At 68.6% G+C, this 23,588-nt stretch carries 25 protein-coding genes; 7 read left to right on the top strand and 18 right to left on the bottom strand.

Translation table 11 applies throughout. The annotated features are described in order from the left end of the window. Window positions 1–8: 8 nt before the first annotated feature. From JRI60_RS26270 to JRI60_RS26205, 14 genes are all read right to left on the bottom strand, one after another. Window positions 9–485 (bottom strand): hypothetical protein, encoded by a 477-nt coding sequence (locus tag JRI60_RS26270; protein WP_204228626.1) that lies wholly within the window; start codon window positions 483–485, stop codon window positions 9–11. Continuing rightward, window positions 482–772: a PqqD family protein gene (locus tag JRI60_RS26265; protein ID WP_204228625.1), complete on the bottom strand. Its 291-nt coding sequence runs from the start codon at window positions 770–772 to the stop codon at window positions 482–484. Before JRI60_RS26265 ends, JRI60_RS26270 begins: the two co-directional genes overlap by 4 nt. After that, a complete protein-coding gene (locus JRI60_RS26260) occupies window positions 769–1,176 on the bottom strand; it encodes a S24/S26 family peptidase (RefSeq protein ID WP_343213424.1) in 408 nt (135 codons plus the stop codon). Before JRI60_RS26260 ends, JRI60_RS26265 begins: the two co-directional genes overlap by 4 nt. 131 nt (window positions 1,177–1,307) lie before the next feature. Next, on the bottom strand, window positions 1,308–2,552 hold the full coding sequence (gene hisS, locus JRI60_RS26255) for a histidine--tRNA ligase (RefSeq protein WP_239470845.1): 1,245 nt from the start codon (window positions 2,550–2,552) through the stop codon (window positions 1,308–1,310). 26 nt (window positions 2,553–2,578) lie between these two features. Then, window positions 2,579–3,421: an archaetidylserine decarboxylase gene (gene asd, locus JRI60_RS26250; RefSeq protein WP_204228622.1), complete on the bottom strand. Its 843-nt coding sequence runs from the start codon at window positions 3,419–3,421 to the stop codon at window positions 2,579–2,581. A gap of 57 nt (window positions 3,422–3,478) precedes the next feature. Next, window positions 3,479–4,192, bottom strand: coding sequence for a hypothetical protein (locus tag JRI60_RS26245; protein ID WP_204228621.1), 714 nt, complete (start codon window positions 4,190–4,192; stop codon window positions 3,479–3,481). Between the two features lie 65 nt (window positions 4,193–4,257). Continuing rightward, window positions 4,258–4,950 carry a DUF3396 domain-containing protein gene (locus JRI60_RS26240; protein ID WP_239470732.1) on the bottom strand — a complete coding sequence of 231 codons (693 nt, stop codon included), beginning with the start codon at window positions 4,948–4,950 and terminating at the stop codon, window positions 4,258–4,260. Further along, the gene (locus JRI60_RS26235) at window positions 4,934–5,338 is read right to left on the bottom strand and encodes a hypothetical protein (protein WP_204228619.1); all 405 of its coding nucleotides are present in this window, start codon (window positions 5,336–5,338) and stop codon (window positions 4,934–4,936) included. The genes JRI60_RS26240 and JRI60_RS26235 overlap by 17 nt, the downstream gene beginning before the upstream one ends. 303 nt (window positions 5,339–5,641) lie before the next feature. Then, window positions 5,642–6,373 carry a metallophosphoesterase family protein gene (locus JRI60_RS26230; RefSeq protein WP_204228618.1) on the bottom strand — a complete coding sequence of 244 codons (732 nt, stop codon included), beginning with the start codon at window positions 6,371–6,373 and terminating at the stop codon, window positions 5,642–5,644. Window positions 6,374–6,404: 31 nt separating this feature from the next. Continuing rightward, window positions 6,405–6,752 (bottom strand): TIGR02266 family protein, encoded by a 348-nt coding sequence (locus JRI60_RS26225; RefSeq protein ID WP_204228617.1) that lies wholly within the window; start codon window positions 6,750–6,752, stop codon window positions 6,405–6,407. A gap of 142 nt (window positions 6,753–6,894) precedes the next feature. Continuing rightward, a complete protein-coding gene (locus tag JRI60_RS26220) occupies window positions 6,895–7,818 on the bottom strand; it encodes a PfkB family carbohydrate kinase (protein ID WP_204228616.1) in 924 nt (307 codons plus the stop codon). Between the two features lie 120 nt (window positions 7,819–7,938). Beyond that, window positions 7,939–9,462 carry an MlaD family protein gene (locus JRI60_RS26215; protein WP_204228615.1) on the bottom strand — a complete coding sequence of 508 codons (1,524 nt, stop codon included), beginning with the start codon at window positions 9,460–9,462 and terminating at the stop codon, window positions 7,939–7,941. A gap of 12 nt (window positions 9,463–9,474) precedes the next feature. Next, on the bottom strand, window positions 9,475–10,215 hold the full coding sequence (locus JRI60_RS26210) for an ABC transporter ATP-binding protein (RefSeq protein ID WP_204229103.1): 741 nt from the start codon (window positions 10,213–10,215) through the stop codon (window positions 9,475–9,477). 23 nt (window positions 10,216–10,238) lie between these two features. Then, window positions 10,239–11,063 carry an MlaE family ABC transporter permease gene (locus JRI60_RS26205; protein ID WP_204228614.1) on the bottom strand — a complete coding sequence of 275 codons (825 nt, stop codon included), beginning with the start codon at window positions 11,061–11,063 and terminating at the stop codon, window positions 10,239–10,241. Window positions 11,064–11,263: 200 nt separating this feature from the next. Between JRI60_RS26205 and JRI60_RS26200 the strand changes: the two genes are divergently transcribed. The 4 genes from JRI60_RS26200 to JRI60_RS26185 are packed head-to-tail and all read left to right on the top strand — an operon-like array spanning window position 11,264 to window position 15,325. Then, the gene (locus tag JRI60_RS26200) at window positions 11,264–11,839 is read left to right on the top strand and encodes a hypothetical protein (RefSeq protein ID WP_204228613.1); all 576 of its coding nucleotides are present in this window, start codon (window positions 11,264–11,266) and stop codon (window positions 11,837–11,839) included. Window positions 11,840–11,878: 39 nt separating this feature from the next. Then, window positions 11,879–13,282 carry a hypothetical protein gene (locus JRI60_RS26195; RefSeq protein WP_204228612.1) on the top strand — a complete coding sequence of 468 codons (1,404 nt, stop codon included), beginning with the start codon at window positions 11,879–11,881 and terminating at the stop codon, window positions 13,280–13,282. Then, the gene (locus JRI60_RS26190) at window positions 13,279–13,968 is read left to right on the top strand and encodes a hypothetical protein (protein ID WP_204228611.1); all 690 of its coding nucleotides are present in this window, start codon (window positions 13,279–13,281) and stop codon (window positions 13,966–13,968) included. Before JRI60_RS26195 ends, JRI60_RS26190 begins: the two co-directional genes overlap by 4 nt. Then, complete coding sequence (locus JRI60_RS26185) at window positions 13,958–15,325, top strand: M50 family metallopeptidase (RefSeq protein WP_204228610.1); 1,368 nt, start codon at window positions 13,958–13,960, stop codon at window positions 15,323–15,325. The genes JRI60_RS26190 and JRI60_RS26185 overlap by 11 nt, the downstream gene beginning before the upstream one ends. A 174-nt stretch (window positions 15,326–15,499) precedes the next feature. Here JRI60_RS26185 and JRI60_RS26180 read toward each other — a convergent pair whose 3' ends face one another. Next, window positions 15,500–16,699: a peptidase C39 family protein gene (locus JRI60_RS26180; RefSeq protein WP_204228609.1), complete on the bottom strand. Its 1,200-nt coding sequence runs from the start codon at window positions 16,697–16,699 to the stop codon at window positions 15,500–15,502. A 209-nt stretch (window positions 16,700–16,908) separates the two neighbouring features. Between JRI60_RS26180 and JRI60_RS26175 the strand changes: the two genes are divergently transcribed. After that, entirely contained in the window at window positions 16,909–17,364 is a 456-nt protein-coding gene (locus JRI60_RS26175; RefSeq protein WP_204228608.1) for a response regulator, read from the top strand. Further along, window positions 17,361–21,146: a protein kinase domain-containing protein gene (locus JRI60_RS26170; protein ID WP_239470731.1), complete on the top strand. Its 3,786-nt coding sequence runs from the start codon at window positions 17,361–17,363 to the stop codon at window positions 21,144–21,146. The genes JRI60_RS26175 and JRI60_RS26170 overlap by 4 nt, the downstream gene beginning before the upstream one ends. 6 nt (window positions 21,147–21,152) lie before the next feature. Here JRI60_RS26170 and JRI60_RS26165 read toward each other — a convergent pair whose 3' ends face one another. Next, window positions 21,153–21,617, bottom strand: coding sequence for a hypothetical protein (locus tag JRI60_RS26165; RefSeq protein ID WP_204228607.1), 465 nt, complete (start codon window positions 21,615–21,617; stop codon window positions 21,153–21,155). An 89-nt stretch (window positions 21,618–21,706) separates the two neighbouring features. Further along, entirely contained in the window at window positions 21,707–22,216 is a 510-nt protein-coding gene (locus JRI60_RS26160) for a hypothetical protein (RefSeq protein WP_204228606.1), read from the bottom strand. Window positions 22,217–22,492: 276 nt separating this feature from the next. On the opposite strand from JRI60_RS26160, the gene JRI60_RS26155 reads away from it, so the two are divergent. Next, window positions 22,493–22,810, top strand: a complete 318-nt coding sequence (locus tag JRI60_RS26155; protein ID WP_204228605.1) for a DUF3817 domain-containing protein — start codon at window positions 22,493–22,495, stop codon at window positions 22,808–22,810. Between the two features lie 29 nt (window positions 22,811–22,839). Here the strand turns inward: JRI60_RS26155 and JRI60_RS26150 are convergent, their stop codons facing one another. Further along, window positions 22,840–23,238, bottom strand: coding sequence for a hypothetical protein (locus JRI60_RS26150; RefSeq protein ID WP_204228604.1), 399 nt, complete (start codon window positions 23,236–23,238; stop codon window positions 22,840–22,842). Window positions 23,239–23,588 lie beyond the last annotated feature (350 nt).

Below are 23,588 nucleotides of genomic sequence, written 5' to 3'. Positions count from 1 at the left end.
GGCGGGCTTCAACGCTCCAGGGTGAAGAAAGTGGTGGTCAGGGGCGCGCCGTCGATGAAGAAGCGCGCCTCCCAGGTACCACCCAGTCCGTGGATGGGAATGTTCGTCCCCGCCACCGGCAGGCTGAAGACGAGCTCGCGCTCCTCGGTCGGGATCGCCACCACCGTCCGGGTGCGCCTCTCGTACGCCGAGGGCCCGGGGGCGAGGAGCTCCACGTCCACCGACGCCGAGCCGACGATGCCTCCCACGCGCAGCCGCACCTCGACCGAGGTCACCTCGGACAGGCCGCGCGCCCCCGCCGGCACGTAGGTGACGTCCGCCGTGCCCACCCGCGGAGGCAGCGGCGGCGTGGACCGCACCGGCGGGGTGATTCCATTCCACGACACCTCGGCGGGCACCACGGGCCCCGAGCCCGGCGGCTCCGAAACGCCTTCGTCGCAGGCCGCCAGCCACAAGGCCACCGACACCACCGCGAGCGCTCTCATCGAAGCACCTCCTCCGCGTCCAACAGCCCACGTCCCGCGAGCCACTCGAGGAAGCGCAGGCAGTCCCCGAGCACCCGCTCCACCTCCACGCCGTACTCGTGCGCCACCACGCCGGCGATGTCCCGCGCGGTTCGACTCCCGTCGCTCAGCTCCCAGACGCGCGCCGCGGTCTCGTTGAGGCCCCGCAGCGTCCGCCCCTCCGGGTCCATCACCACGAAGTCCTCGCCGAAGCGCTGGCCGTCCGCGCCCTCGCGCCTGCGGGGAATGCCGTCCGCGCGGAAGCTCATGCGCGCCTCCGTCCGAGCAGTGCCGCCAGCCAGCGCTTCACCACCAGCCGCCAGCGGCCCCGGCGCAACGGCCCCCGGTCCCACCGGCCCGGCGCGAGCACCTCGTCACCGCGGCGCACCAGGCTCACCCGCCCCAGCACTCGCGCGCGCGGCAGCGGCGGATCCTCCGCCAGCACGTTGTCCCCGAGCAGCACGCACGTCTCGCCGTCACACCGGCGCACGCGGTGCACCACCAGGGCGTGCGCGAAACGCGCGAGCACGACCTCACCCGGCCGGGGTGCCTCCGCCAGCGGCTCCACGCCCGCCACGTCCCCCGAACGCAACGAGGGCCACATGCTGTCTCCCTTTATGGGAATCCAGCACAGGCCCTCGGCTCGACGTCCGTGCGTCCAGTCTGGCGGCATGACTGGGACGGAATTGTAACGTCACGGAAACACCCACACCAAACCGGGGGGCGCGGAAAACCCCTGGATTCTCAAGGGTTTTCCGGCTCTTTCCGGCCAGACGCGTTCCCGTCGCCGCCTGCTCGCTCCCCTCAGGCGGGGGTGAGCCGGGTGCGCAGGGTGTTGGCCAGCTCGTCGAGCCGCACGGGCATGGGCTCACCCCCGGCCATGGGCTTGAGCTGAGCCTGACCGCTCTGACGCTCGGCCTCGCCGATCACCAGGGCGAAGATGGCCCCCACCTTGTCGGCGCGCTTCATCTGGCTCTTGAGGCTGCCGCCGCGCGTGTCGAACTCCACGCGAAGGCCCTCGCGGCGCAGCCGGCTGGCCAGGGTGAAGGCCACGTCCGCCGAGCCCTCGTCCGCCACCGCGATGAAGAGATCCGTCGGCCGGCCGAAGTGCTGGCCGCTCTCCTTGAGCAGCAGGCAGAGCCGGTCCAACCCCAGGCCGAAGCCCACCGCGGGCACGTCCGGCCCACCGAGGCTCTTGACCAGCTTGTCGTAGCGGCCGCCTCCGCCCACGGTGCTGGCGGTGCCCAGCACCGGGTGCGCGGCGATGAACTCGAAGGTGGTGCGCGTGTAGTAGTCCAGGCCGCGCATGATGCGCGGGTTGACCACGTACTTGATCTCCAGCGCGTCCAGCTTGCGCTTCACCTCGTCGAAGTGCGCGCGGCACGGCTCGCACAGTGACTCGAGGATGTTGGGCGCGGCGCCGGCGATCTGCTGGCAGCGCTCGTTCTTGCAGTCGAGCACCCGGAGCGGGTTGCGCTCCAGCCGCTTCTGGCAATCGGCGCACAGCTCGCTGGCGTGCCCGCGCAGGTGCTCCACGAGCCTGGCCTGGTACACGGGCCGGCACGCGTCATCGCCCAGCGAGTTGATGTTGAGCGACACGTCGGAGAGCCCCAGCTGCCGCAAGAGCTGCACCACCATGTCCATCACCTCGACGTCCTGGGCGGGCTCCTTCGAGCCGTACGCCTCGGCGCCGATCTGGTGGAACTGCCGGTAGCGGCCCGTCTTCATCCGCTCGTAGCGGAACATGGGGCCCATGTAGAACCAGCGCGTGAGCGGCTCCTGGTTCCCCACCGAGTGCTCGATGTACGCGCGCGCCGCGGGAGCGGTGCCCTCGGGACGCAGGGACAGGCTGCGACCGCCCTTGTCATCGAAGGTGTACATCTCCTTGCCGACGATGTCGGTCTCCTCGCCCACGCTGCGCACGAAGAGCGCGGTGTCCTCGACGATGGGCGTGCGCACCTCGCCGTAGCCGAAGCGCGAGAAGATGTCCCGGGCGGTACGCTCCACGTGCTGCCACACCTCCACGTCGCCGGGGAGGAGGTCATTCATGCCCTTGACGCCACTGACCTTCTGGCTCACGGAATCTCTCCAATGCGCCGGCCCATGCGCACCACGGCCTCGGGCTGGAAGCCCTCGTCCCACTTCACGCGGCCCGGCTCGAACACGAGGATGACGGTGGAGCCCATCTCGAAGCGGCCCAGCTCGCCACCCTTCTCCACGGGGATGGCGGTGTCGTAGCGGTGCACCTTGCCCGGCTTGCCGTCGTGGGTGAGGATCTCGTCGTAGGCGGCCTTGATGCGCGACACGCACGTGGCGCCCACCTTCACCACGGCGCACTTGCCGGCCACGGTGTCCAGGTAGGTGACGAGCCGCTCGTTGACGCAGAAGAGCGCCTGCTTGTTCTTCACCGAGGCCGGGTTGACGGGCCAGAACTCGCCGGGGATGTAGGCGTACCCGGTGATCTTCCCGCCCAGCGGCGAGTGGATGCGGTGGTAGTCGCGCGGGGACAGGTAGATGGTGGTCCACGCGCCGCCGTGGAAGGGCTCGGCGGCCTTCTCGTCACCGAGCAGCTCGCCCACCGTGTAGTGGATGCCCTTGGCCTGCATCACGCGGCCGTGCTCGGCGTAGCCCACCTGGGACACGGCGCCGTCCACCGGGGACACGACCACCTTCGCACCCGGGTCGACCGGACGGGAGCCGGCCTTGAGCCCGCGGGTGAAGAACTGGGCGAACGTGGGGTAGTGCTCCAGGGCGTGCTCCGCCTCGGCCACGTCGACGTTGTAGGCCTTGGCGAAGGTCTTGATGGCCGCCCGGTGCAACGGAGCCGGCACGGGCAGGCGCGTGGCCATTCCCACCGCCGTGGACAGCGCGGACTTGGGGAGGATCTGCATCAACTTCATGAAGGTCTGTTCGTTCATGAGACCGGTACCGCTCGAGAGATGTCCGAGGTGGAATGGAGATGCGGGGGGCGTGCTTCAGCGACCCGCGGGAGGCGTACCGCCGTCCACGGGAATGGCCTGGATCGCGCTCTTGGAGACCAGGGCGAGCACCTTGCCTTCTTCGATGATCAGCACCTGCTCCTGGAGCGAGGCATACTGCTGGCGACACGCCACGCGGTCCTGCAATTCCCAGCGTTCGCGCAAACCGCGACCCTTCACGTCGATCTGCTCCCCCTTCTGGAAGCAGCCGGAGAAGCCGCTCGCCAGCTGGGCCACCGGGGTACCGATCCCGGGCATGCCGCCCGTGCCGGCATCGGGGGGCTCGGCCTGGGCCTCGGGAGCCTCCTCGGAGGGAGTGGGAGCGGGAGGCGTGGGCTCCGAGGACGAGCCGAATCCAGGGGGCATCCCCGCCGGCGTGCGCGCGCTGGCGAGGGCGTCGTTCTGGGCCTTCTCCCGCGCCTGGGCCTGCTGCTTGCCGGCCTGGATGCGGGCGCGCAGATCATGGGCGGCCGGTGCGTCGAGGCTGTCCGAGGGCACCTGGGACAGCAGGGATTCCACCTGGTCCATCTGGGGATCCAGGAAGGCCTCGTCGCCCTTGGCGCCATACAGCTTGCCGAAGAGGGTGTGAGCCTGGGTGTAGGCCTCTGAGGGCTGAGCGGGCTTGCGGCAGGCCACGGGGGCCGCCACCACCAGGAGCGCCGTCAGGAGACCAGTGAAAATCCGGCCAGAAACAGGGGTGTAGGTCCGCACGGGGCCGGTTTTCTACGACATTTCCGGGCCGCCGCGCCCCTTTTTCGCGCGGGGAGCCCGAATCCTCAGTCGAGGAAGCGACGCCACCACCGGAGGGTCTCCTCGTGGGAGGCGTCGTCGAAGTCGTAGTAGCTGGGGCACTCGTACAACCAGGGCTCCAGCACACGCGCGAGCTCACGGTACGCGGGGAGGTCCTGGCCGCGGGTCAGGTCTCCGGCCTCGGGCCACTGCCCCAGGGTCACCACCGCCCGTTGCTCCTCCATCTCCTGGACGGTGGTCCCGGGGGAATGCAGCCGGGCGCGCAGACCCGCCGCGCCGCCCAACTCCCCGAGCACCGGCTGGCCCAGGAAGTTGAGCCAATGCACCCCATCGACTCGGGTCCCGAGTTCCCGGATGCCATGGGACACATCCATTCCCGGATGACGAAAGCACTCCTCGTGAATCCCCTTCATGGAGTCACAGAAGGTGTTGGGAGAATAGAAGGCCAGGCCCGCGTGACCGGAGGAGAATGGGAGCGGCGAGGAGAGCTCCATGGCCAGCTCGCGCATTTTCCCGGGGCCGTGCTCCTCGAGGTACTCCGTGGGCCAGGAGAAGCTCACCAGGCTGACTTCTTCCGCGACACGAGTCCGCGTGCGCCAAGGCAGGCGGGCCCAGTAGAAGAAACCGTAGCCACTGACGGAGTCGCCGCTCAACAACTCAACGGTACGCTCGAACTGGTTCTTCACGTAGCGATGGACCGTCTCATCGGCTGATTCCAAGCTGAGGAGTGACGAGAGCAGGCTTCTGGTTGCCACCGAGAGGTGTGTACTTCGTCTGCTTCGTGCTCAAATTCCTCGCATCCACACCGAGGGGATTGCTCTTGCTCTTGGAGGTACAAGGAAAAAGGAAGTCGTAGATGAATTGAATCCTGTTGGCGTTGCGAACCAGGTGCAGAACGATGTCGGGGACCAGAGAGTCGTCCCACTGCTCCGAGAGGGAATACCGACCGGTATCGGGATTCTTGCCGTAGCGTGGTTCCCTGGTGAGGTGGTCCGCGAATTCCGGTCCGAGCTCTCGCTCGACACAGGCAAAGGCCACCTCGTGCTTCATCTTTCCGAGCTCCATGGCCCTGGTGATGTCCACCCCCTTCGGGGTGCGGCCCACCACGCGTCCGCACTCGGCATCACTCGGGTAATTGCCGCGGGGAGACGACGATCTCCCCGGTGGCTCCAACGGGCGCGCAAGCCGCTGGTTGGGAGATGCAGGATTGCGCGTAGTGGGAGGGAACACCGCGCTCCCCTCCTCCCCAACCGCGTTGCGGAGGCGCAAACGGAGTCCCGTAGACCGTCCCCGTGGCACATCCGAGTTGGAGCAGAAGAACGCTCAGCGCCAGCGCGCCGAAACGAGTGAGCAAACCGCACCTCTCCGAGACGGTCGTCAAGCCGTTGGACGCACGGCTGGGCGAGCCAACTACACCCCGAGGAACAGGCGCTTACCGAAGTTCAGCGCCAGCGAGGCGTCGAAGATCTTCTGCGCCGCCGACTCGATGTCGTACTCCACCCGGAGGTACTCCACCGTGCGCGCCCCGGTGTCGCAGATGACGAAGCACGCCCGGTTGTCGTAGTCCCGCGGCTGCCCCACGCTGCCCACCGAGATGATGTACTTGTAGCCCCGCCGGATGCCGAACTTCTGCGCCACCACGTCGTGCACCTCGCCGTTGCCGATGGCGAACGCCTTGCACAAATGGCTGTGCCCGATGAACGTCACCTCCGGCAGGTGCTCCACGTACGGCGCCAGCTCCCGCGCCTGCTCCAGCGCGAAGATGTACTCGTACGCCTTGGGCTCCACCGGCGAGCCATGGCTGAACCCCACGTCCCCGATCCGGTACGTGTACGGGAGGCTCTTCAGCCAATCCATGTTCTCGTCCGACAACACCCCGGCGGACCAGTCGAGCGCGTGGCGGGCGGCGTCGTAGTAGTACGAGTAGTCCATCCGCCCGGCCACCGCCGCGTCGTGGTTGCCCAGCAGCGTCACCTCGGTCACCGAGCGCACCAGGTCACAGCAGGTATTGGGCGAGGCCCCATAGCCCACCACGTCCCCCAGCGACACGATTCGATCCACCTTCTGCTCTTCCGCGACCCGCAGCACCTCCGTCAACGCCTCGATGTTGGAGTGGATGTCGGAGATGATCGCGATGCGCATGTGGAGTTCCCGCGGGCCCCAGGCCCGCCCGTCAGGTGCCGAGCACGAACCCTCGCTGCTCTTCGGAGATGATGCGCTGTAGTAGGGTCAGCGCGCCAGCATCCAGTCCTTCGAACTTCAACCCCATGCCAGGGGGGCCCAGCTGCTCCCGTTGGGGACGTCGCCACACCACGGTCGCCTCGGCCATCACCTCCCGCACCGTCCCCCCGCCCAGCTTCAGCAACGTCCGCCGGCCCTGGGCCAGTGGCGTGTTCGTCTGGAGGAACAATCCCCCCTCGCTCAGATTCGCCACCCGCGCGTACAGGGTGATGTTCTCCGCCTCGCACCAGCAGCGCAGGCGCGAGGTGATACGAGCGTGCTTTCGGTTCTCCGTCCGCAACCCCTTGTCCTCCGGTGCGCGGCCGTCACGCGCGTCCCCACGCCCTACCGCTCTTTCCCAAGAATCAGGATTCGCAAGAGCGGAGACTAGTGACAGCGTAAAAATCCGTCAAGGAGGGGGTCCCACCTCACCGGAAATCTGCTTACCCGTCGAGTGGCCCCAGTTCCTCGAAATGCGTGAGTCGCTTGAATTCCGAGAATCGGACGCGGATGTCGTTGCGCTCCACCTCGCGCAAACGTTCGAGACTGAACTTCTCCACGGTGAAGGAGGCCATGACGCTGCCCATCACCATGGCGCGGCGCAGCACCTCGCCGTCCACGCGGCCGGCGGTGGCCAGGGTGCCCATGAAGCCACCGGCGAAGGTGTCCCCGGCCCCGGTGGGGTCGAACACGTCCGCCAGGGGCAGCGCCGGGCAGGCGAAGATGTGCTCCTGGTCGAAGAGGAGCGCGCCGTACTCGCCGCGCTTGACCACGATGCGCTGGGGGCCCATGCCGAGGATGGCGCGGGCGGCGCGCACGATGTTGTGCTCACCGGAGAGCTGGCGGGCCTCGGCGTCGTTGACGAAGAGCAGGTTGACGCGCTTGAGCGTCTTGAGCAGCGAGGGCCGGCTGCCGTTGATCCAGAAGTTCATGGTGTCGGCGGCCACCAGCTTGGGCCCCTTCACCTGATCCACCACCTGGGACTGGAGCTCGGGGTGGATGTTGCCCAGGAACACGAACTGGGCATCGCGGTAGCTCTCGGGCAGCTTGGGCGAGAACGACTGGAAGACGTTGAGCTGGGTGTCGAGCGTCTCGGCCTCGTTGAGCTGCCAGCCGTAGCGGCCCTTCCAACGGAAGGTGCGGCCCTTCTCGCGGGTGATGCCCTCGAGGTCCACGCCCCGGCCCTTGAGGAAGTCCAGGTGGGCCTGGGGGAAGTCCTCGCCCACCACGGCCACCATCTTCACGGGCGTGAAGAACGAAGCGGAGGTGGAGAAGTAGGTGGCGGAGCCGCCGAGGATGTCCTCCTTCAATCCGAAGGGGGTTTCCACCGAGTCCAGCGCGACCGAGCCAACGACGAGAAGAGACATGGGCTTTCCAGGGAGAAGAGGCCGTGACGACAGGCACGGGGCTCCCGGCGGACCGCCCGTGCCCGTGCGAGGTACGACTTTTCGGCCAGTCAGGTCAAGATATCCGGGAGACTCGGGTCCTCACGGTGTGGGGACGGCGGGAAGGATGGCCTTCAAATCATCGTCGGTGAAGTAGATGCCGCCGCCGAAGAAGAAATCCCGGCCCCCGAGCATGCGCCGGTTGCTGTCGCGCACGGGGTTGTTGAACACGTCGTCCATGCCGGCGGTGATGAAGAGCCGGTCGAACGCCTGGGCCCTGAGCGAAGCCCTCAAGCGCGGGTAGCGCAGCTCGTCCACCGAGAAGTTGAAGGCATCCAGCCTCAACATCAGGTGGTCCTTGAAGAAGTGGAAGTCGGCGCCCACGCCACCGGTGGACTCGATGATGCCGAAGCGCAGCGTGGTGAAGTAGTAGCGCTTGGCGAACTGGGCGCTGAACTTGAAGCCCTCCTTGGTGATCTTCTGCGTCTGGAGGACCGGATCGCCCGAGGACGGCGGGTTGGACTGCACGTACTGCGTCTCGGTGGTGCCGCGCGGATCGTCCACCAGCTCCAGCAGGTAGTACTTGTCCGGCTTGGGGGCCAGCCGCACCGACAGGCTGTTCTTCGAGGCCCCCTGCCCCATCAGATAGGTGGCCTGCAGGCCCACTTCCGTCTGGAGCCCGGTGAGCTTCGAGGAGAAGTCGGACAGGTCCTCCACGGACTCGGAGATCTTCTGGCCCAGGCGCTTGTCGGCCACCAGCGCGCCCACGGCGCCCTCGCCGCGGTTCACCCGGGAGGTGATCTCCTCCAGGTTGGCCAGCGTCTTGTCCAGCCGGTTCATCGTCTGCTTCAGGCTGGACACGCTCTCCTTCAGGTCCCCTTCCGCGCTGCCGCCGACGATCTTCTGCACCGTGGAGAGCACCTCGCGCGTGTCGCGGGTGATGATCTCGATGTTGTGCACGATGTGACCGACGCTCTCCTCGTTGTCGGCGGTGATGCCACGCACGTCGGCGCTCACGCCCTCGAAGTTGCGCAGGATGGCGTCCAGGCGCTCGGCGCTGCTGCGCACCGTGAGGTCCACCGACTCGGACACGCGCACCAGGCTGGCGATGATGCGCTCGAGCGAGCCCGTGCCCTTGTCTCCGCCGAGCACGTCGCGCAGCGCCCCCGTCACCTGCTGGATGTCGGAGGTGATCTGACTGAGCGAGGCGAACACGGCCTCCATGCCCTGCACGTCGACCACCTTGCGGATCTCCCCGCCCTCCTCCATCGGTGGCGCCACCTCGGAGCCGGGGTTGAGGTCCAACAGGTAGTCGCCCAGCAGGGACTCCGAGCGCTTGATGAGGGCGGCGTCCTGGTGCAGCGCCACGTCGCGGCGCACGCGCACGGTGACGCGGGCGCGCGTGCCCTCCAGCTTCACGTCCTCCACCTCGCCCACGGGGATGCCGGCGATCTGGATGCGGCTCTTGGCGCCCAGGCCCGAGGCGTCCCGGAAGTAGGCGTACACCTGGATGGACTCGTCCTTGCTCAGCCCTCCCTTGCGGGTGAACAGGATGAAGCCGAACAGGAATCCTCCGGCGACCAGCACCAGCAGACCTACACGGAAAGGCGTGACGAGCTTCTTCACCGGGTCTGACTCCTAATCATTCTTTCCGAACCAGGTCTGCATGAAGACCTCCACGGTGGGGTGGCGCGAGGCGCGCACCTGCTCCGGGGGTCCCTGCTCCAGGATGATGCCCTTGCTGAGGAAGGCGATCTGGTCCGCGATGTTGAAGGCCGAGGCGATGTCGTGGCTGATCACCACACTGGTGATGCCCAGCTCCCGCTGGGCCGCGAGGATCATCTCGTCCACGTAGTCGGTGGTGATGGGATCCAACCCCGTGGTGGGCTCGTCATAGAGGACGATCTTCGGATTCATCACGATGGCGCGGGCCAGGCCCACGCGCTTGCGCATGCCGCCGGACAGGTCCGCCGGGAACTTGTCCTCCACCGTCTTCGGCAGGCCCATCAAGTCCAGCTTCTCCCGGACGAGCTTGCGGATCTCCTGCTCGGACAGCTGGCTGTGCTCGCGCAGCGGGAAGGCCACGTTCTCGAAGACGTCCATCGAGTCGAACAGGGCGGCGGCCTGGAACACCATGCCGAACTTGCGCCTCATCCGCTCCAGCTCCTCGGCGCCCATGGGGACGACGTCCTCGCCGTCGATGACGACCTGCCCCTTGTCCGGCTTGAGCAGGCCGATCATGTGCTTCATCAGCACCGTCTTGCCCGAGCCGCTTCCCCCGAGGATGACGCAGGTGTTCCCCTCGGGCACGCAGAGGTTGATGCCCGTGAGGACCTGGTAATCGCCGAAGGACTTGTGCAGGTCGACGATCTCGATCATCGACCGGGAGCTCGTGTCGACCATCAGTGCAGGAGCACCCCGACGATGAAGTCGAGGATGAAGATGGAGAGCGCGCTGGTCACCATGGCCTCTGTGGTGGCCTTGCCCACACCCTTGGAGCCACCCGAGGCGTTGTAGCCCTTGAAGCAACAGATGAGGGCCACTCCCAGGCCGAAGACGGCGCCCTTGATGAGCCCCTCGAAGACGTCCACCGGATCCAACCACTGCTGGGTGCGGGAGATGAAGGTACCGGCCGACACGCCCTGCGTCCCCACCGACACGATGTAGGCGCCGAGGATGCCCGAGGTATCGAAGAGCAGCGTGAGCAGGGGCACCATGAACAGGCCGGCCAGCACCCGGGGCACCAGGAGGTACTGGATGGGGTTGACGGCCATGGTCTCCAGGGCGTCCACCTGCTCGGTGACGCGCATGGTGCCCAGCTCGGTGCACATGGCGGAGCCGGCGCGCATGGTGACCATCAGCGCGGAGAACACCGGGGCGAGCTCGCGCGTGAGCACCAGCGCCACCGTGGGACCCACCAGGCTCTGCGCGTCGAACATGGCGAAGGCGCGCGCGGACTGGTTGGCGAACACCATGCCAGTGAACAGGCCGGTGAGCAGGACGATGAGGACGCTGCCCACCCCCACGAAGTCCAGCTGGAAGAAGAGGTTCTGCAGGCGGAAGGGCCGGCGCACGCTCCACCGGGCCACGTTGGCCCCGAGCGTGACCAGGTTGCCCAGCTCCTCGACGTTCGCGATGGCGCCCCGGCCGACGTCCTCCACGGCCTGGACGATCAGGGAGGGGGTCCTGGTGGGCTGTTCCGCCTTCTGTGCGTTCTCTGAGGACACGGGAGGGCCCTACTCTACGTGGCCCCCTTCCCGGCACAAGCAAAGGCTACGCCTCCCGGCCCCCCTCCGCCCCCAGGCAGCCCAGGCATCCAGGCTCCTGTTCCCAGGTCGATAAAGGGGGTTTCTCCCGTCCCGGGTTGCCGTTATGTTCCGCCCCCCTTTTTCAACCCCCTCTCAGAGAGAAGCGAGAAGCACACCCCATGGCGACCAACCACAAGGTCGGCGGCGAGGTCGACGCGTTCTGTACCCGGTGCAAGCTCACGCTGGCCCACACCATCCTCGCGATGGTGGGAACGAAGATCGCCCGAGTCCGCTGCAACACCTGCGGCGGAGACCACGCCTACCGGTCCGCGCCGGGCACCACCGACAGGCCGAGCCCCGCGTCGCGTGCCAGCAGCGGCGGCGGCTCTTCCACGCGAGCCCCCCGGGCGAGCAAGTCCTCCGAGGAGAAGGTGATCATCTCCTTCGAGGAGCAGCTGGCGGGCAAGGACATCGCCAACGCGCCCAAGTACAGCCCCAAGGACACCTACCAGGTGGATCAGGTCATCCATCACCCCACCTTCGGGCTGGGACTGGTGACGGCGGTGCGCGGCGACAAGGTGGACATCACCTTCAAGTCTGAGACGAAGACGCTGGTGCACGGCCGCGGCGGCGCCCCCGCCGAAAAGCCCGCCTTCCAGCCGCCCAGCCCGAAAGCTACGGGCCCAGCGGACAAGCCACAGCCACAGCCGACGGAAGGGGCCGCTCCCTCGCCGGGCAGCCCCGCCGAGGGTTGACAGAGGCGTCGGAGAGGCTGGACGGTACGTCCCCTGCTCATGCGTGCGCCGCTCCTCACCCTGCTGCTGCTCGCCCTGCCGCCCGTCGCGGCAGCGGCGCCGTTCCCGGTGACGGCCACTCCTTCCCAGGTGGTGCTCGGCCGGGACATGGAGGTGAGCGTGCAGGTGCAGGTGCCGCGAGGCACCTCCCGGCTCCGCGCCTCGGCCTCCACGGGCAGCCTCCTGCCGCTGCCCGCCACCGCCCGCGGCGTGCACTCCTACCGCTGGGTTCCTCCGGACATCCGCTATCCGCTCCTGGCGGTGCTCGCCTTCTGGGTGGACTCGCCCGAGGGCCCGCCGGAAGTCACCACCGTGCACATCCCCCTGTTGGGGCGCACGGTGCTGGACGTGGTCACCGACGCGGGCGCGGGCGCCGAGGTGGTGGTGCAGATCGCCGGCACGCGCTTCGGCCCCGTGCGCACCAACCGCAAGGGCGGCGCCCAGGTGCACGTGGAGGTGCCTCCCGGGGTACGTGAGGCGCGCGTGCTGGCCACCGCCAAGGGCCAGCAGACCAACCGCACCGCCCCGCTCGACGTGCCCCCCGAGCGGCCCCTGCTGGCGCTCATCAGCCCCGACGTGCTCCCGCCAGACGGGAGCGGGTGGTTGGTGATACTGGGCGAGCAGCCCGTCCCGCTCTCGGAGCTGTCCCTGCGGGTGCGGGGTGGCGGCGTGGAGGAGCGCTCCCCGGGCGTGTTCCGCGTGAAGCCGGAGCCCGGGGCGAGCGCCGTCGTGGTGGAGGCCCACCGGCAGGACGGCACCGCCGCCGCGCGCATCGTGGCTCCGGTGTTGGTCCCCATCGTGGCCCACGTCTCCCCCACCCCGGCGCCGCCCGTGGTGAAGAGCCCGCCTGTCACGGAGACTCCGCCCCAGCGCCCGGCCTGGGAGCCGTGGCTGGACAGGAAGAACGTGTCGTTCAGCCTGCTGGCCGGGGGCTTCTTCGCGGGTGGCGACAACCTCGGGCCGCTGCTGTCGCTGGGCGCGGCGTACCGCCTGCCTCCGCTGGGCGGCCGCTTCTCGCTGGAGGCGGAGGTGGGGCTGCGTCAGTCCAGGACTCGACCCTCCGTGACGCCGCTGGGCGAGCTGGACTCGCGGGTGGTGGCCCTACCGATCATGCTGTCCGCGCGCGTCCTGGCCTTTGAACGCGGGCCCCTGTCCATCTCCGGACGCGCGGGGGGTGGAACGATGTACTTCGACCACCAGACGACGACGCAGTACTCGCAGAAGCAGTCCTATCAGCGGGGACAGGCGTTCATGGGCTTCCTGGCCGCACAAGCCGCCTGGCGCTTCGGCGCGGTGAGCGCCCTGTTCGAGCTGCGCGCCAGCCATGCTCCCGCACGGACGGATCAACTCGAGGCACAGCTCGGCGGCCTGTCCGCGTCCCTCGGGGTGAGGTACTCGCTATGAAGAAGCTCCTGCCCATGTTGTTGCTGGCGGTGGTGTGTGCGTGCGAGGCCGTGCCTCCGGAGCCTCCGCCCTCGTTCAGCATCCTCTCCATCTCGCCCACCGAGCAGAACGCCCTGGAGGCCAAGGAAGTCACCGTGGAGCTCGACGTGGAGCCCCGCTTCCTCGTGGACTTCAACACGCGCTCGGCGCAGATGATCGAGAAGCCCGAGTTGCGGATCGGCCCCTGGACGGTGCCGCTCGTCCGCTACCTGGGCAATCGCCAGTTCCAGGGCACCGTGCCCCCGGGGCTGGACGTCGATACCTATGATGTCCAGGTCTCCCTGGGCGACGGGCGCGAGGCTACCCTCCCCCAGGCCTACACGGTGACCCCGTACCTCAGCTACTGGATCGAATCGATTGGCGATCAGCTCCAGGACAAGCCCTTCACCGTCACCATTCATGCCGGGGGCCCGAACGCCGAGCACTTCGCGGGAACCGTGACGATCATCATCTACCAGGATGGCTCCCCCACCACCTCCATCCAGAGCAACCCGTTCTCCGAGGGCGTTCTCCGGCAGGAAATCACCATCGACGTTGTTGGTAATACCTTCAACGTCGGAATGATGGATGACAAGGGCAGCTCGGCCTCGTCGAACTCCTTCCGGGTCCTCTCGAAGAAACTGAAAATCGAATCACATGAGCACTGAATCCTCTCCCTTCAGCTGGAACTTCACCCTCGGTCGGATCCCGGTCGTGGTCGAGCCGAGCTTCTGGCTGGTGACGGTCATGTTCGGCTTGATCGGAGCGGGCCGGGACTGGCGCATCCTGGTGTCCTGGGTGGGCGTCGTCTTCGTCTCGATCCTGATGCACGAGCTGGGGCACGCGCTCATGGCCATGAGCCTGGGCAGCAAGGTGGCGGCCATCCAGCTCTACTCCATGGGCGGGCTCACCTACCACGACCGGGCGCTCAGCCGCTGGCGGGACGTGGCCGTCTCCGCGGCCGGGCCGCTCACGGGCTTCCTCTTCTACGGACTGATCGTCGGCGTCAACCATGTCGTCCCGCCTCGCGGGTACATGGCCCAGGTCCTCCTCGCCCAGCTCGAGTGGGTGAACCTCTGGTGGGGCGTCATCAACCTGATGCCGGTGCCTCCGCTCGATGGAGGCCACATCGCCAGTGGTGTGCTCGGGCCCGCGCGGCAGCGGCTCGCCCTGTGGCTGGGCGTCATCACCGCGGGAGCGATCACCGCCCTGGCCCTGCGCCTTGGCGCCTTCTACATGGCCTTCATGTTCGGCTGGATGGGCTACGGCTGCTGGCAGGGCCTGTCGGTGACGAAGGACATCAAGCCCCTGAAGCCCACGAAGGTGGAAGAGGTCGAACCGGATGCGCTCGCGCGCGCCTGGAAGGCCCTGCGCGCCGGCGACGAGAGCGAGGCGGCGCGGTTGGGCCACCTGGCCCTGTCGGCGGCGAAGCCCGGTCCGGAGAGCAACGCGGCGAGGGATCTGCTCGCCTGGGTGGCGCTCGCCGAGGGCAATGGCCGCGCCGCCGTGTCGCAGCTGGAGAAGGTGGATCCGCCCCAGGCCGCGCGGCCCTTCAGCCTCGCCATGGCGTACGAGGCCACGGGCCTGCCCGAGCGCGCCCTCCCCCACGCGCTCGCCGCGCTGGAGAAGGAGCCGACGGAGGCGGTGGCCGCGCTCGCGCTGCGGCTGCTGGTGGGCGCGCGGCGGCTGGACGAGGCCGAGCGCATCGCCCGGGAGTTCGCCTGGAAGACGCCGGCCACGCGGGACGCGCGGCGGGCGGACGTGGCGGTGGCCCGGGGTGAGTTCGGCGCGGCGGCGGCGCTCTACGCGAGCGCCTTCGAGGCCGGAGGTCGAGCCGAGGACGCCTACCAGGCGGCCCGCTATCACGCGCACGATGGCCAGCTGGAGCTGGCCACCGAGTGGCTCAAGCGCGCGCTGCGGGCGGGGTACGACGACTTCGAGACGCTCGGCCAGGAGCCCGTGCTGGCCAGGGTGCGGTCCGATCCGGAGATCGCCGAGCAGCTCCGGAGCCGCGGCGCCGCCTGAGGGAGCGTCCGAGTTCCCTGGACCCGTGGGATGTCCCCTCTCCCTCTGGGAGAGGGCTAGGGTGAGGGTATTTCCCCACCCGCGGGCCACACGGGAATTGGAACACGGAGGCGACTACCCTCACCCCCCGCCCTCTCCCAGAGGGAGAGGGAGCATGCGCAACCCACTCTTTTCCTAGAGCGCGGGAACCGGCCAGCCTTCCGGGTAGATGAGGTAGGCCGTGCCGGCGGAGGCCTTCAGCCACAGCGGCTCGAGCTCGGAGCGCAGGTAGGTGCGGCGCACCGCGGCGTCGCTCGCGGCGGCTGGATCGTTCACCACCGCGTTGCCCGCGGCGTCGAAGCCCACCAGGACGATCAGGTGGCCCGCCGTCGACGCGATGGGCGCCCCGGTCAGCTCCCCGCTCCCCCAGGCGACGCTGAGGATGACGGGCACGCCCGCGGCGATCCACGGCTCGAGCTGGGCGAAGCTGGTGAAGCGCGTCACGTGCGACTGGAACCCCTTGGAGGCGGCGTACGCCGTGTTGAAGGGCCAGTTGCCGTGTCCACGGTAGATCCAGTCGTACACGCCGCTGACCGCCGCGCGCACCCGCGGCTCGCAGGCCCCGGTGTCACCCGTCCAGTAGCCGAGCACCATGGACGTGGAGGTCGGGCTGCACCAGACCTCGCCCCCATCCGGGTACACCATCTGCGAGCACCCGGGCACGGCGTTCACCTTGTTCCAGTAGGCCGCGTTGCCCGGGGGGACCGCCGGGCTGCGCTCCGGCGAGGTGGACAGCGTGACGGCGCTGGCGCGCACGCGGGGCAGGGCGACCCCGTCCGCGCTGAACAGCCGCAGCTTCACCTGGAACGCCGTCGCCGCCGTCTTCTTCGCGGTGATGACCAGGGTGTCGGTGCCCACGTACCCGTTGGTATCCGACTGGCCGTTCACCGAGTGGCGCCGCACCGTCGAGCCGTCCGCGGCCCACACGCCCAGGTTGTACCACTTCGTCCAGACGCCGGAGATCTGCGCCCTCATCTGCGTCTCCACCCAGGTGCCCGGGGGCGTCTCCGCCTCCCAGGAGGCGATGGCCTCGCGGAAACCGAAGCCGGCCAGCATCACCGGGCTGATCGCCTCGCCGACGCGGAAGCTCCCGCCGTTGTAGAAGTTGCCTCCGCTGTAGGCACCGGCCGCGTAGGGATCCGTCCCGGCCGCCGCCGTCTGCGCATCCACCTGGAGCGCGCCGTCCGCCGCGACGCTCACCCCGCTGCGCTGCCACGAGGAGAAGTCACCCTGGCTTCCCCGCCAGCGCACGAACGCACTCTGGCCCGCCAGCGCCGCCGGCACCCACGTGAGGGTGACGAGTACCGCGATCACCGCCGTCCTGAAGCTCCGCATGAGAACCACCTCCTGACTGTCTGGAGCTTCCTGGACTACTTGTTTTCCAAGGAAACGACAATGTGATTTCCGGACAGGGCGTGTGACGCGCGGGGGACGGAGCTTTCGTCAATCAACAGTTTTCTCGTGAAGTGGAGCCCTTCGAGCCGTGGGACCATTGTCCAGAGCGCGTGCTCGCTGGAGGATGGAGATCCTTCCCCCCAGGACATATGGACGCCGCCCGCAAGCTTCCCCCGCCCCAAGTCCCCGAGTCCGAAGAGGCTCCCACCTCGGAAGCCCGCAGTGTGCTCGTGGTGGACGACTACGACGACGCCCGGGAGATGTACGCCGAGTACCTCGAGTACCTCGGCTACCAGGTCCAGACCGCCCGCAACGGACAGGAAGCGCTCGAGTCCGCGCGGGAGCACCACCCGGACGTCATCCTCATGGATCTGTCGCTGCCCGTGATCAGCGGGTGGGATGCCACCCGGCAGCTCAAGGACGACGCTCGCACCCGGGACATCCCCGTGATGGCGCTCACCGGCCATGTCTTCCCCTCGCACACGGAGCGAGCCCGGCAGGCGGGTTGTGATGCCTTCGTCTCCAAGCCCGCGCTCCCGGACACGGTGGCCGATCAGATCCGCGCCCTGCTCCAGAAGACGGGGGGCAAATCGCGCCTCCGGTGAGCGACTCCCCTCCCCCCTCCAGGGCCGACGCCCCTCGCGCGCGTTGGCAACCCCCTCGGGAGTTCGACGAGTACCGGCTGTTGCGTCCCCTGGGCCGCGGACGCACCGGACTCGTCTACCTCGCCCAGGACACGCTGCTGGATCGCACCGTGGCGGTGAAGTTCATCCCCGCGCTCGATGACGAGACCCTGGCGCGCTTCCTCGTCGAGGCGCGCGCCACCGCCCGCATCCAGCACCCCAACGTCGCCACCCTCTACCGCGCCAGTCAGTTCGAGGGTCACCCCTACCTCGTCTCCGAGTACGTGCGCGGCATCTCCCTGGACCGGCTGCCCAGGCCCCAGCCCTGGGAGCGCGTGCTGGACATCGGGATCGATCTGGCGCGCGGGCTCGCCGCCGCCCACCGCCGCAATGTCCTCCACCGCGACCTCAAGCCCGGCAACGCCATCCTCGATGAGTCCGGCGAGGTGAAGCTGCTCGACTTCGGTCTGGCCAAGCTCATCGACGTGCCCTCCGCGGAGGCCGCTCCCGCCCAGGGCGAGCCCCCCGACGAGGAGCTCCCTCCGGACGTCGAGCTGCCCTCCCTCACCCATGGCTCGCTGGTGGGGACGCCCTACTTCATGTCCCCCGAGGCCTGGCGCGGAGAGCCCGCCTCGGTGCGCTCGGATCTCTACTCGCTGGCGGCGGTGCTGTACGAGCTCGCCGCTGGCCAGGGCCCCTTCCGCCACGTGCCCCTCCAGGTGCTGGCCCAGGCCGTCCAGGAGAAGGAGGCGCGCCCGCTGCACGAGGCCGCCCCGGAGGTGGAGCCCCGATTCGCGGCGGTGGTGGACCGCTGCCTGCGCCGCGAGCCCACCGAGCGCTTCGCCTCCGCCGACGAGCTGCTGGAAGCGCTGGAGGACTTGAAGGCCGGCGACACCGCCGCGCGCGTCCCCGAGGGCAACCCCTACCGCGGCCTGCAGGCCTTCCAGGAGGAGCACCGCGCCCTCTTCTTCGGCCGACGCCAGGAGATCCGCGCCGTGCTGGAGCGGCTGCGCGCCAGCTCCTTCGTCCTCGTCACCGGCGACTCGGGCGTGGGCAAGTCCTCCCTGTGCTCGGCGGGCGTGCTGCCCCGGGTGGTGGAGGGCGCGCTGGAGGATGGCTTCCAGTGGAGCGTGGCGCGCATGGTGCCCGGCCGCCGCCCCGTGTCCGGCCTCGCCGCCGCGCTCGCCCCCCACGTGCCCCTGGAGGAGGCGCGCATCGACCAGCTCGCCCGCGCCGAGCCCACCACCCTGGTGCGGGCCCTGCGCGCCGCCCTCGGAGGGGGCTCGCGCCGGGGGGTGATCCTCCACGTGGATCAGCTCGAGGAGCTCACCACCCTCAGTGAGTCGATGGAGGCGGCGCAAGCGGCGGAGCTGCTGGGACAGCTCGCCTCGGGAGTGCCGGGGCTGCGCCTGCTGGCCACGGCCCGGAGCGACTTCCTCACCCGGCTCGGCGCGCTGCCCGGCCTGGGCGAGGCCCTCGCGCGTGCCCTCTACCTGCTGCGCCCGCTGGGCCGCGCCGAGGTGCGCGAGGTGGTGACGGGCCCCGCCCGCGTCAAGGGCGCGCGCTTCGAGTCCGAGGCCCTCATCGGCTCGCTGGTGGAGTCTACCCTGCGCGCCGAGGGCAGCTTGCCGCTCCTCCAGTTCACCCTCGCGGAGCTGTGGGAGGCGCGAGATCGCGCCCGGGGCATCATCCCCGCCGCGGCGCTGGATGCACTGGGCGGAGTCAATGGCGCGCTCGCCCGGTACGCGGATGGCGTCATCGACCAGCTGCTGCCGGATCAACAGGTGGCGGCGCGGCGGTTGCTCATGCGGCTCGTCACGGTGGACGGCACGCGCGCCCGCCGCTCCGAGCCCGAGCTGCTCGGAAATGATCCGGCCTCGCGCGGCGCGCTGGAGGCGCTCATCCGCGCGCGCCTGGTGGTGGCCCGCCGCTCCGAGGAAGGCACCACCTTCGACATCGCCCACGAGGCGCTCCTCACGGGCTGGACGCGGCTCGCCCAGTGGCTGGCCGAGGCCAACGAGGCGCGCCAGCTGCACGCCCGGCTGGAGCGGGCCGCCGCGGAGTGGGAGCGGCTGGGGCGTCCGCGCGAGGCACTCTGGGGAGCCCGGCACCTGGCCGAGGTCCACGCGCTCGCCCCCGAGGGCCTCTCGGTGCGGGAGAGCACCTTCCTCGAGTCTTCGCGCCAGGCGGTGCGCCACGGGAGGGTGCTCACACGGGTGCTCGCCGCGGGATTCCTCGCCTCGCTGGCGCTGGTGTACGTGGGCGAGCGGGTGAATGACTGGTACACGCTGGAGAAGCAGGTGCGCGCGCAGCTGACGGAGGCGCGGGGCCGCCTGGAGCATGCCCGCGAACGGAACCGGACGCTGACGCGAGCACGCACGGAGTCCTTCGCCCTCTTCGACACGGGCAAGCAGGAGGAGGCCCGGCCGCGTTGGGCCGAGGCGCGCCGGCTCCAGGTGGAAACGGATCGGGCGTATGCCCGTGCCAGTGACGCACTGGAGCGGGTGCTGGTGCTCGATCCGGGCCGAGAGGAGCTCCGGAAGGCCTTCGCGGAGGTGCTCGCCGAGCGCGCCGGACTCGCCGAGCGCACCTTCCACCCCGACGCCCGGGACGAGCTGCTGCAGCGCCTGCGCCTCTATGACACCCAGGGCGAGCAACTGGCGCGCTGGGAGGCGCCCATGCGGCTGAACCTGCGCACCCGGCCCACCGGAGCCACGGTGTCGCTGGCGCGCTACGAGACCACCCATGACGGGAAGCGGGTGTTGTCTCCGGCTCGCCAGCCGGGCCCCACTCCGCAGGAGGGGCTCTCACTGGAGCGCGGCACCTGGGTGGTGGAACTGAGCGCGCCCGGGAGGGCTCCGGTGAGCTACCTGCTGCGAGCCGAGCCCGGCGCCGAACGCACCCTGGAGCTGGCCCTGCCGGAGGCCACCCGGGTCCCCGAGGGCTTCGTCTACGTGCCGCGCGGCACCTTCCTCTTCGGCACGGCGGCGGACGAGAACATCCGGCAGTTCTTCGACACGGTGCCGCTGCACGAGGTGGAGACGGGGCCCTACCTCATCTCCCGCACCGAGGTGACATATGGCGAGTACGTGGCCTGGCTGGAGACGCTCTCCCCGGAGGAGCTGGCCCGCCGCGTCCCGCATGGAGCCTCGGTGGCGTCGGTGGACGCCGAGGTGGCGTTGAAGCGGCGGCCGGACGGACGCTGGCACCTGCGCTTCAAGCCCCGGACGGTGCCGTACGAGGCGGACCAGGGCGAGCCCATCCGCTACACGCAGCGCCCGCGTGACGTGGAGCAGGACTGGTGGCGCATGCCGGTGGGGGCCATCAACTACGAGGACGCCCGGGCCTACGCGGCCTGGCTGGCCCGGACGGGCCGCGTTCCCGGCGCGCGGCTGTGCAACGAGCTGGAGTGGGAGCACGCCGCCCGAGGCGCGGACGAGCGGGAGTTTCCGCACGGGGACACACTGCTTCCCGAGCAGGCCAACTTCGACGAGACCTACGGCAAGGTGGGCGCCAACTTCGGCCCGGACGAGGTGGGCCGCCACCCCGAGTCGCGGAGCCCCTTCGGCCTGGACGACATGGTGGGCAACGTCTTCGAGTGGACCGACTCCGTGCTCCAGCCGGGCCGTCCGGTGGCTCGTGGAGGCAGCTACTACTTCGGCGCCAGCACGGCCCGCGCGCCCAACCGCGAGACGCCCGAGCCCGACTTCAGGGATCTCAGCGTCGGCCTGCGGCTGTGCGCGGATGCACCTTCCGAGCCCTGAACGGGCTCAGGGCTGCTCGGGTGGAAGCAGACCATCCGTCACCGCCAGATCCCTGGCGAAGCGCAACTCATGGCCGATGCGCTCGGAATCCGGGAAGAGCTTCTCCGCCGTCTCGCCAAGCTGAAGCGCCTTGCTCAGCGACTCCCGGGTCCTCTTCGAGGACCAGAAGCTGATCAGTCCCGCCCAGGCTTCCTCGAGCGTGCGCAGTGACCTCCGTGCTGCTTCCTCGAAGAGCGTCTCGGCCTCGGGCGGCGAGTCATGGAAGATGTCCAGGAAGTAGGCGAGCTCCACCAGGGCTGGGGCACTTCGACCCGAAGCCCGCACGGCCAGCTCCAACAGACGCCGGATCTCCGGCAGGGTCTCCTCGCCACCCGAGTCGGGGGGTGGCGCATCGTCGAGCCGCAAGAGACGAGCGAGTTCGAGCAGGTTGGGCGTGAACGCGGGACAGGACTCGACCAGTGCTCGATGCAACCGCAATTGCTCCCGACTGGGGCGGTTGTCGCAACCCTCCGCGCGAGCAGCCTGCATTCTTGCCACCAACTCGTCGAGACTGGGATGCGTCACAGATCTCCTCCCTTCTCCATCAAACGTGGGGATTCGAGGATGAGCTTCTTGGCCATCTTGAGTTGAGCTTGCGTCGCGAGGCTGTAGTCCTTGGCATTCAACATCTGCTCGATCTCATAGAGCGTGTGGTCCCGAAGCTGAGAAGGAAAGTCCCTGACACGCTGCAACGTGGCGGGGATATCCCCCAGCCTCGTATTGAGACGGGCAATATCGTTCAGCAGCCGGGCGGCCTGCTCCCGAGAGATCAGACTCCCGGCACTCGCTTCAGCGATGAGTGTTTCAGCCTCGGCGAATCGACCCTGTGCGATCAACGCCTGAATGCGGCTGGCAACCGTGCTGCCCTTGATACGTACGCCGTCCTCGGACTCGTCGCCGTACGCCTCGTATGTCTCCCTCGATAAGGCTGGCCCTTCGCGGACATCACTGGAAGCGTGAGAGCATGCTCCGGTGGTAATGATGATGAATCCGACCGTCAGCATCCACGCGACTGAGGACTGGCGTTGCATGGTCGTGGGTCTCCCTCTATAGGATGGGCGGTGCGCCCGCTCATGGCGCGAGAGGTTATCTCATCACCGTCATGCGTTCCGCGCCCCTGTCCGCAGCAGCCCCTGGGAAGACCGTTCCGGCCCCTGTACCCTGGTGGTCCATCACCGGGGTTTTGTTCGGATCCCGGCGAACTTCTTCGCCTTCCTTTTCATCCTGATGACAGTGGCCACGTACATCTCGGCCGCCGGCTCGCTGATTGCCGGACGGTTCGTGGCCGTGAGCAGGGAATCCACACCATGTTGACCACGCCCCTCGGACGTTTCCGCCTCGTCGCCTTCTGGGAGGGACTGTCCTTCCTGCTCCTCCTGTTCATCGCCATGCCGTTGAAGTACGCGCTGGGCATGCCCCAGATGGTGCGCGTGGTGGGAATGGCTCACGGCGTGCTGTTCATCGCCTACCTGTACACGCTGATGATGGCGGCGATCGAGCACCGCTGGGGCTTCAAGCGGGTGACGCTGGCCTTCGTCGCGTCGCTGGTGCCGGGCGGAACCTTCTGGCTCGATGCGCAGCTGCGCCGCGAGACACAAGCCCCTCCCGCCCTGGACGCCAGGTAGGCGCTCGGCGGGCCACTGCCCTACCCTCACTAATCTGACTTCGGAGGATGGTTCTTCATCAGTTCTTCCGGCAGGGGCATCCTGACGAACCGCAAGCCCGCGCCCTTGCGCTCGGGCATGACCTGGAATCCCTGGCCAGTGATCCGGACGAGAGCGCCATCCCTTGCTTTTCCACTTCCGAGCCACTCGTCCGCCTCTTCTCTCGTGGCGAACGTCTGGGACACGACGATGTAATCGATGGCGGGCGTGTAGAACGAGCGGAAGAACTCGCGATAGTCGTCCAGCTTCTGGATTTCACGGACGTAGAACAGTGCCACTGCGGCGATTCGGAGTGCTTCGTCCTCTGGGGAGCCTTCTGGGTACTTTTCGTTGATGGTGCGCAGGATGTCGAAGACGCAATCGACGTCGAAGTTGTGGTCGTAGCTCATCTCGGTCTCCGGACTAGTGGAGTGTCCGACAAGTCTTTCAACATAGTCGCGGAGCGAGAACGAGGCGGTCTCCGGGCGCGAGTTCAAGCAACTGGTCCGATGGTCAGACCAGTTCGAGCAGCGCGCGATCGGAAGGTGCCTCTGGGGCGGTTTCTGGCTCGAAGGCGCACTACCTTCGGTATCGTCTCCGCGAGTTGGGTAGGCCGCCGAGCAGCCGGCGTTCTCCTCGATGTGGTGCTGCGCCGATGTCTCTCCCGACTATGTTGAAAAACTTGTCGGACACTCCACTAGAGGGCAAGCGGAGCCAGGAGCAGCGCACCAGAACCGCTCTACATGATGCCTTCGTACCC

Origin of the sequence: Archangium violaceum (assembly GCF_016887565.1) — a bacterium.
GTDB classification, from domain to species: Bacteria; Myxococcota; Myxococcia; order Myxococcales; family Myxococcaceae; genus Archangium; species Archangium violaceum_B.
This window is presented reverse-complemented; position numbering and strand designations above follow the sequence as displayed.

Bases quoted from the DNA above. Each gene is read 5' to 3' on its own strand.
- asd (WP_204228622.1), bottom strand. From the start codon at position 3,421: ATGAACGAACAGACCTTCATGAAGTTGATGCAGATCCTCCCCAAGTCC.
- hisS (WP_239470845.1), bottom strand. From the start codon at position 2,552: ATGAATGACCTCCTCCCCGGCGACGTGGAGGTGTGGCAGCACGTGGAG.
- JRI60_RS26230 (WP_204228618.1), bottom strand. From the start codon at position 6,373: ATGCGCATCGCGATCATCTCCGACATCCACTCCAACATCGAGGCGTTG.
- JRI60_RS26210 (WP_204229103.1), bottom strand. From the start codon at position 10,215: ATGATCGAGATCGTCGACCTGCACAAGTCCTTCGGCGATTACCAGGTC.
- JRI60_RS26175 (WP_204228608.1), top strand. From the start codon at position 16,909: ATGGACGCCGCCCGCAAGCTTCCCCCGCCCCAAGTCCCCGAGTCCGAA.
- JRI60_RS26160 (WP_204228606.1), bottom strand. From the start codon at position 22,216: ATGCAACGCCAGTCCTCAGTCGCGTGGATGCTGACGGTCGGATTCATC.
- JRI60_RS26220 (WP_204228616.1), bottom strand. From the start codon at position 7,818: ATGTCTCTTCTCGTCGTTGGCTCGGTCGCGCTGGACTCGGTGGAAACC.
- JRI60_RS26200 (WP_204228613.1), top strand. From the start codon at position 11,264: ATGGCGACCAACCACAAGGTCGGCGGCGAGGTCGACGCGTTCTGTACC.
- JRI60_RS26260 (WP_343213424.1), bottom strand. From the start codon at position 1,176: ATGCCGCCAGACTGGACGCACGGACGTCGAGCCGAGGGCCTGTGCTGG.
- JRI60_RS26155 (WP_204228605.1), top strand. From the start codon at position 22,493: ATGTTGACCACGCCCCTCGGACGTTTCCGCCTCGTCGCCTTCTGGGAG.
- JRI60_RS26185 (WP_204228610.1), top strand. From the start codon at position 13,958: ATGAGCACTGAATCCTCTCCCTTCAGCTGGAACTTCACCCTCGGTCGG.
- JRI60_RS26195 (WP_204228612.1), top strand. From the start codon at position 11,879: ATGCGTGCGCCGCTCCTCACCCTGCTGCTGCTCGCCCTGCCGCCCGTC.
- JRI60_RS26270 (WP_204228626.1), bottom strand. From the start codon at position 485: ATGAGAGCGCTCGCGGTGGTGTCGGTGGCCTTGTGGCTGGCGGCCTGC.
- JRI60_RS26180 (WP_204228609.1), bottom strand. From the start codon at position 16,699: ATGCGGAGCTTCAGGACGGCGGTGATCGCGGTACTCGTCACCCTCACG.
- JRI60_RS26265 (WP_204228625.1), bottom strand. From the start codon at position 772: ATGAGCTTCCGCGCGGACGGCATTCCCCGCAGGCGCGAGGGCGCGGAC.
- JRI60_RS26150 (WP_204228604.1), bottom strand. From the start codon at position 23,238: ATGAGCTACGACCACAACTTCGACGTCGATTGCGTCTTCGACATCCTG.
- JRI60_RS26190 (WP_204228611.1), top strand. From the start codon at position 13,279: ATGAAGAAGCTCCTGCCCATGTTGTTGCTGGCGGTGGTGTGTGCGTGC.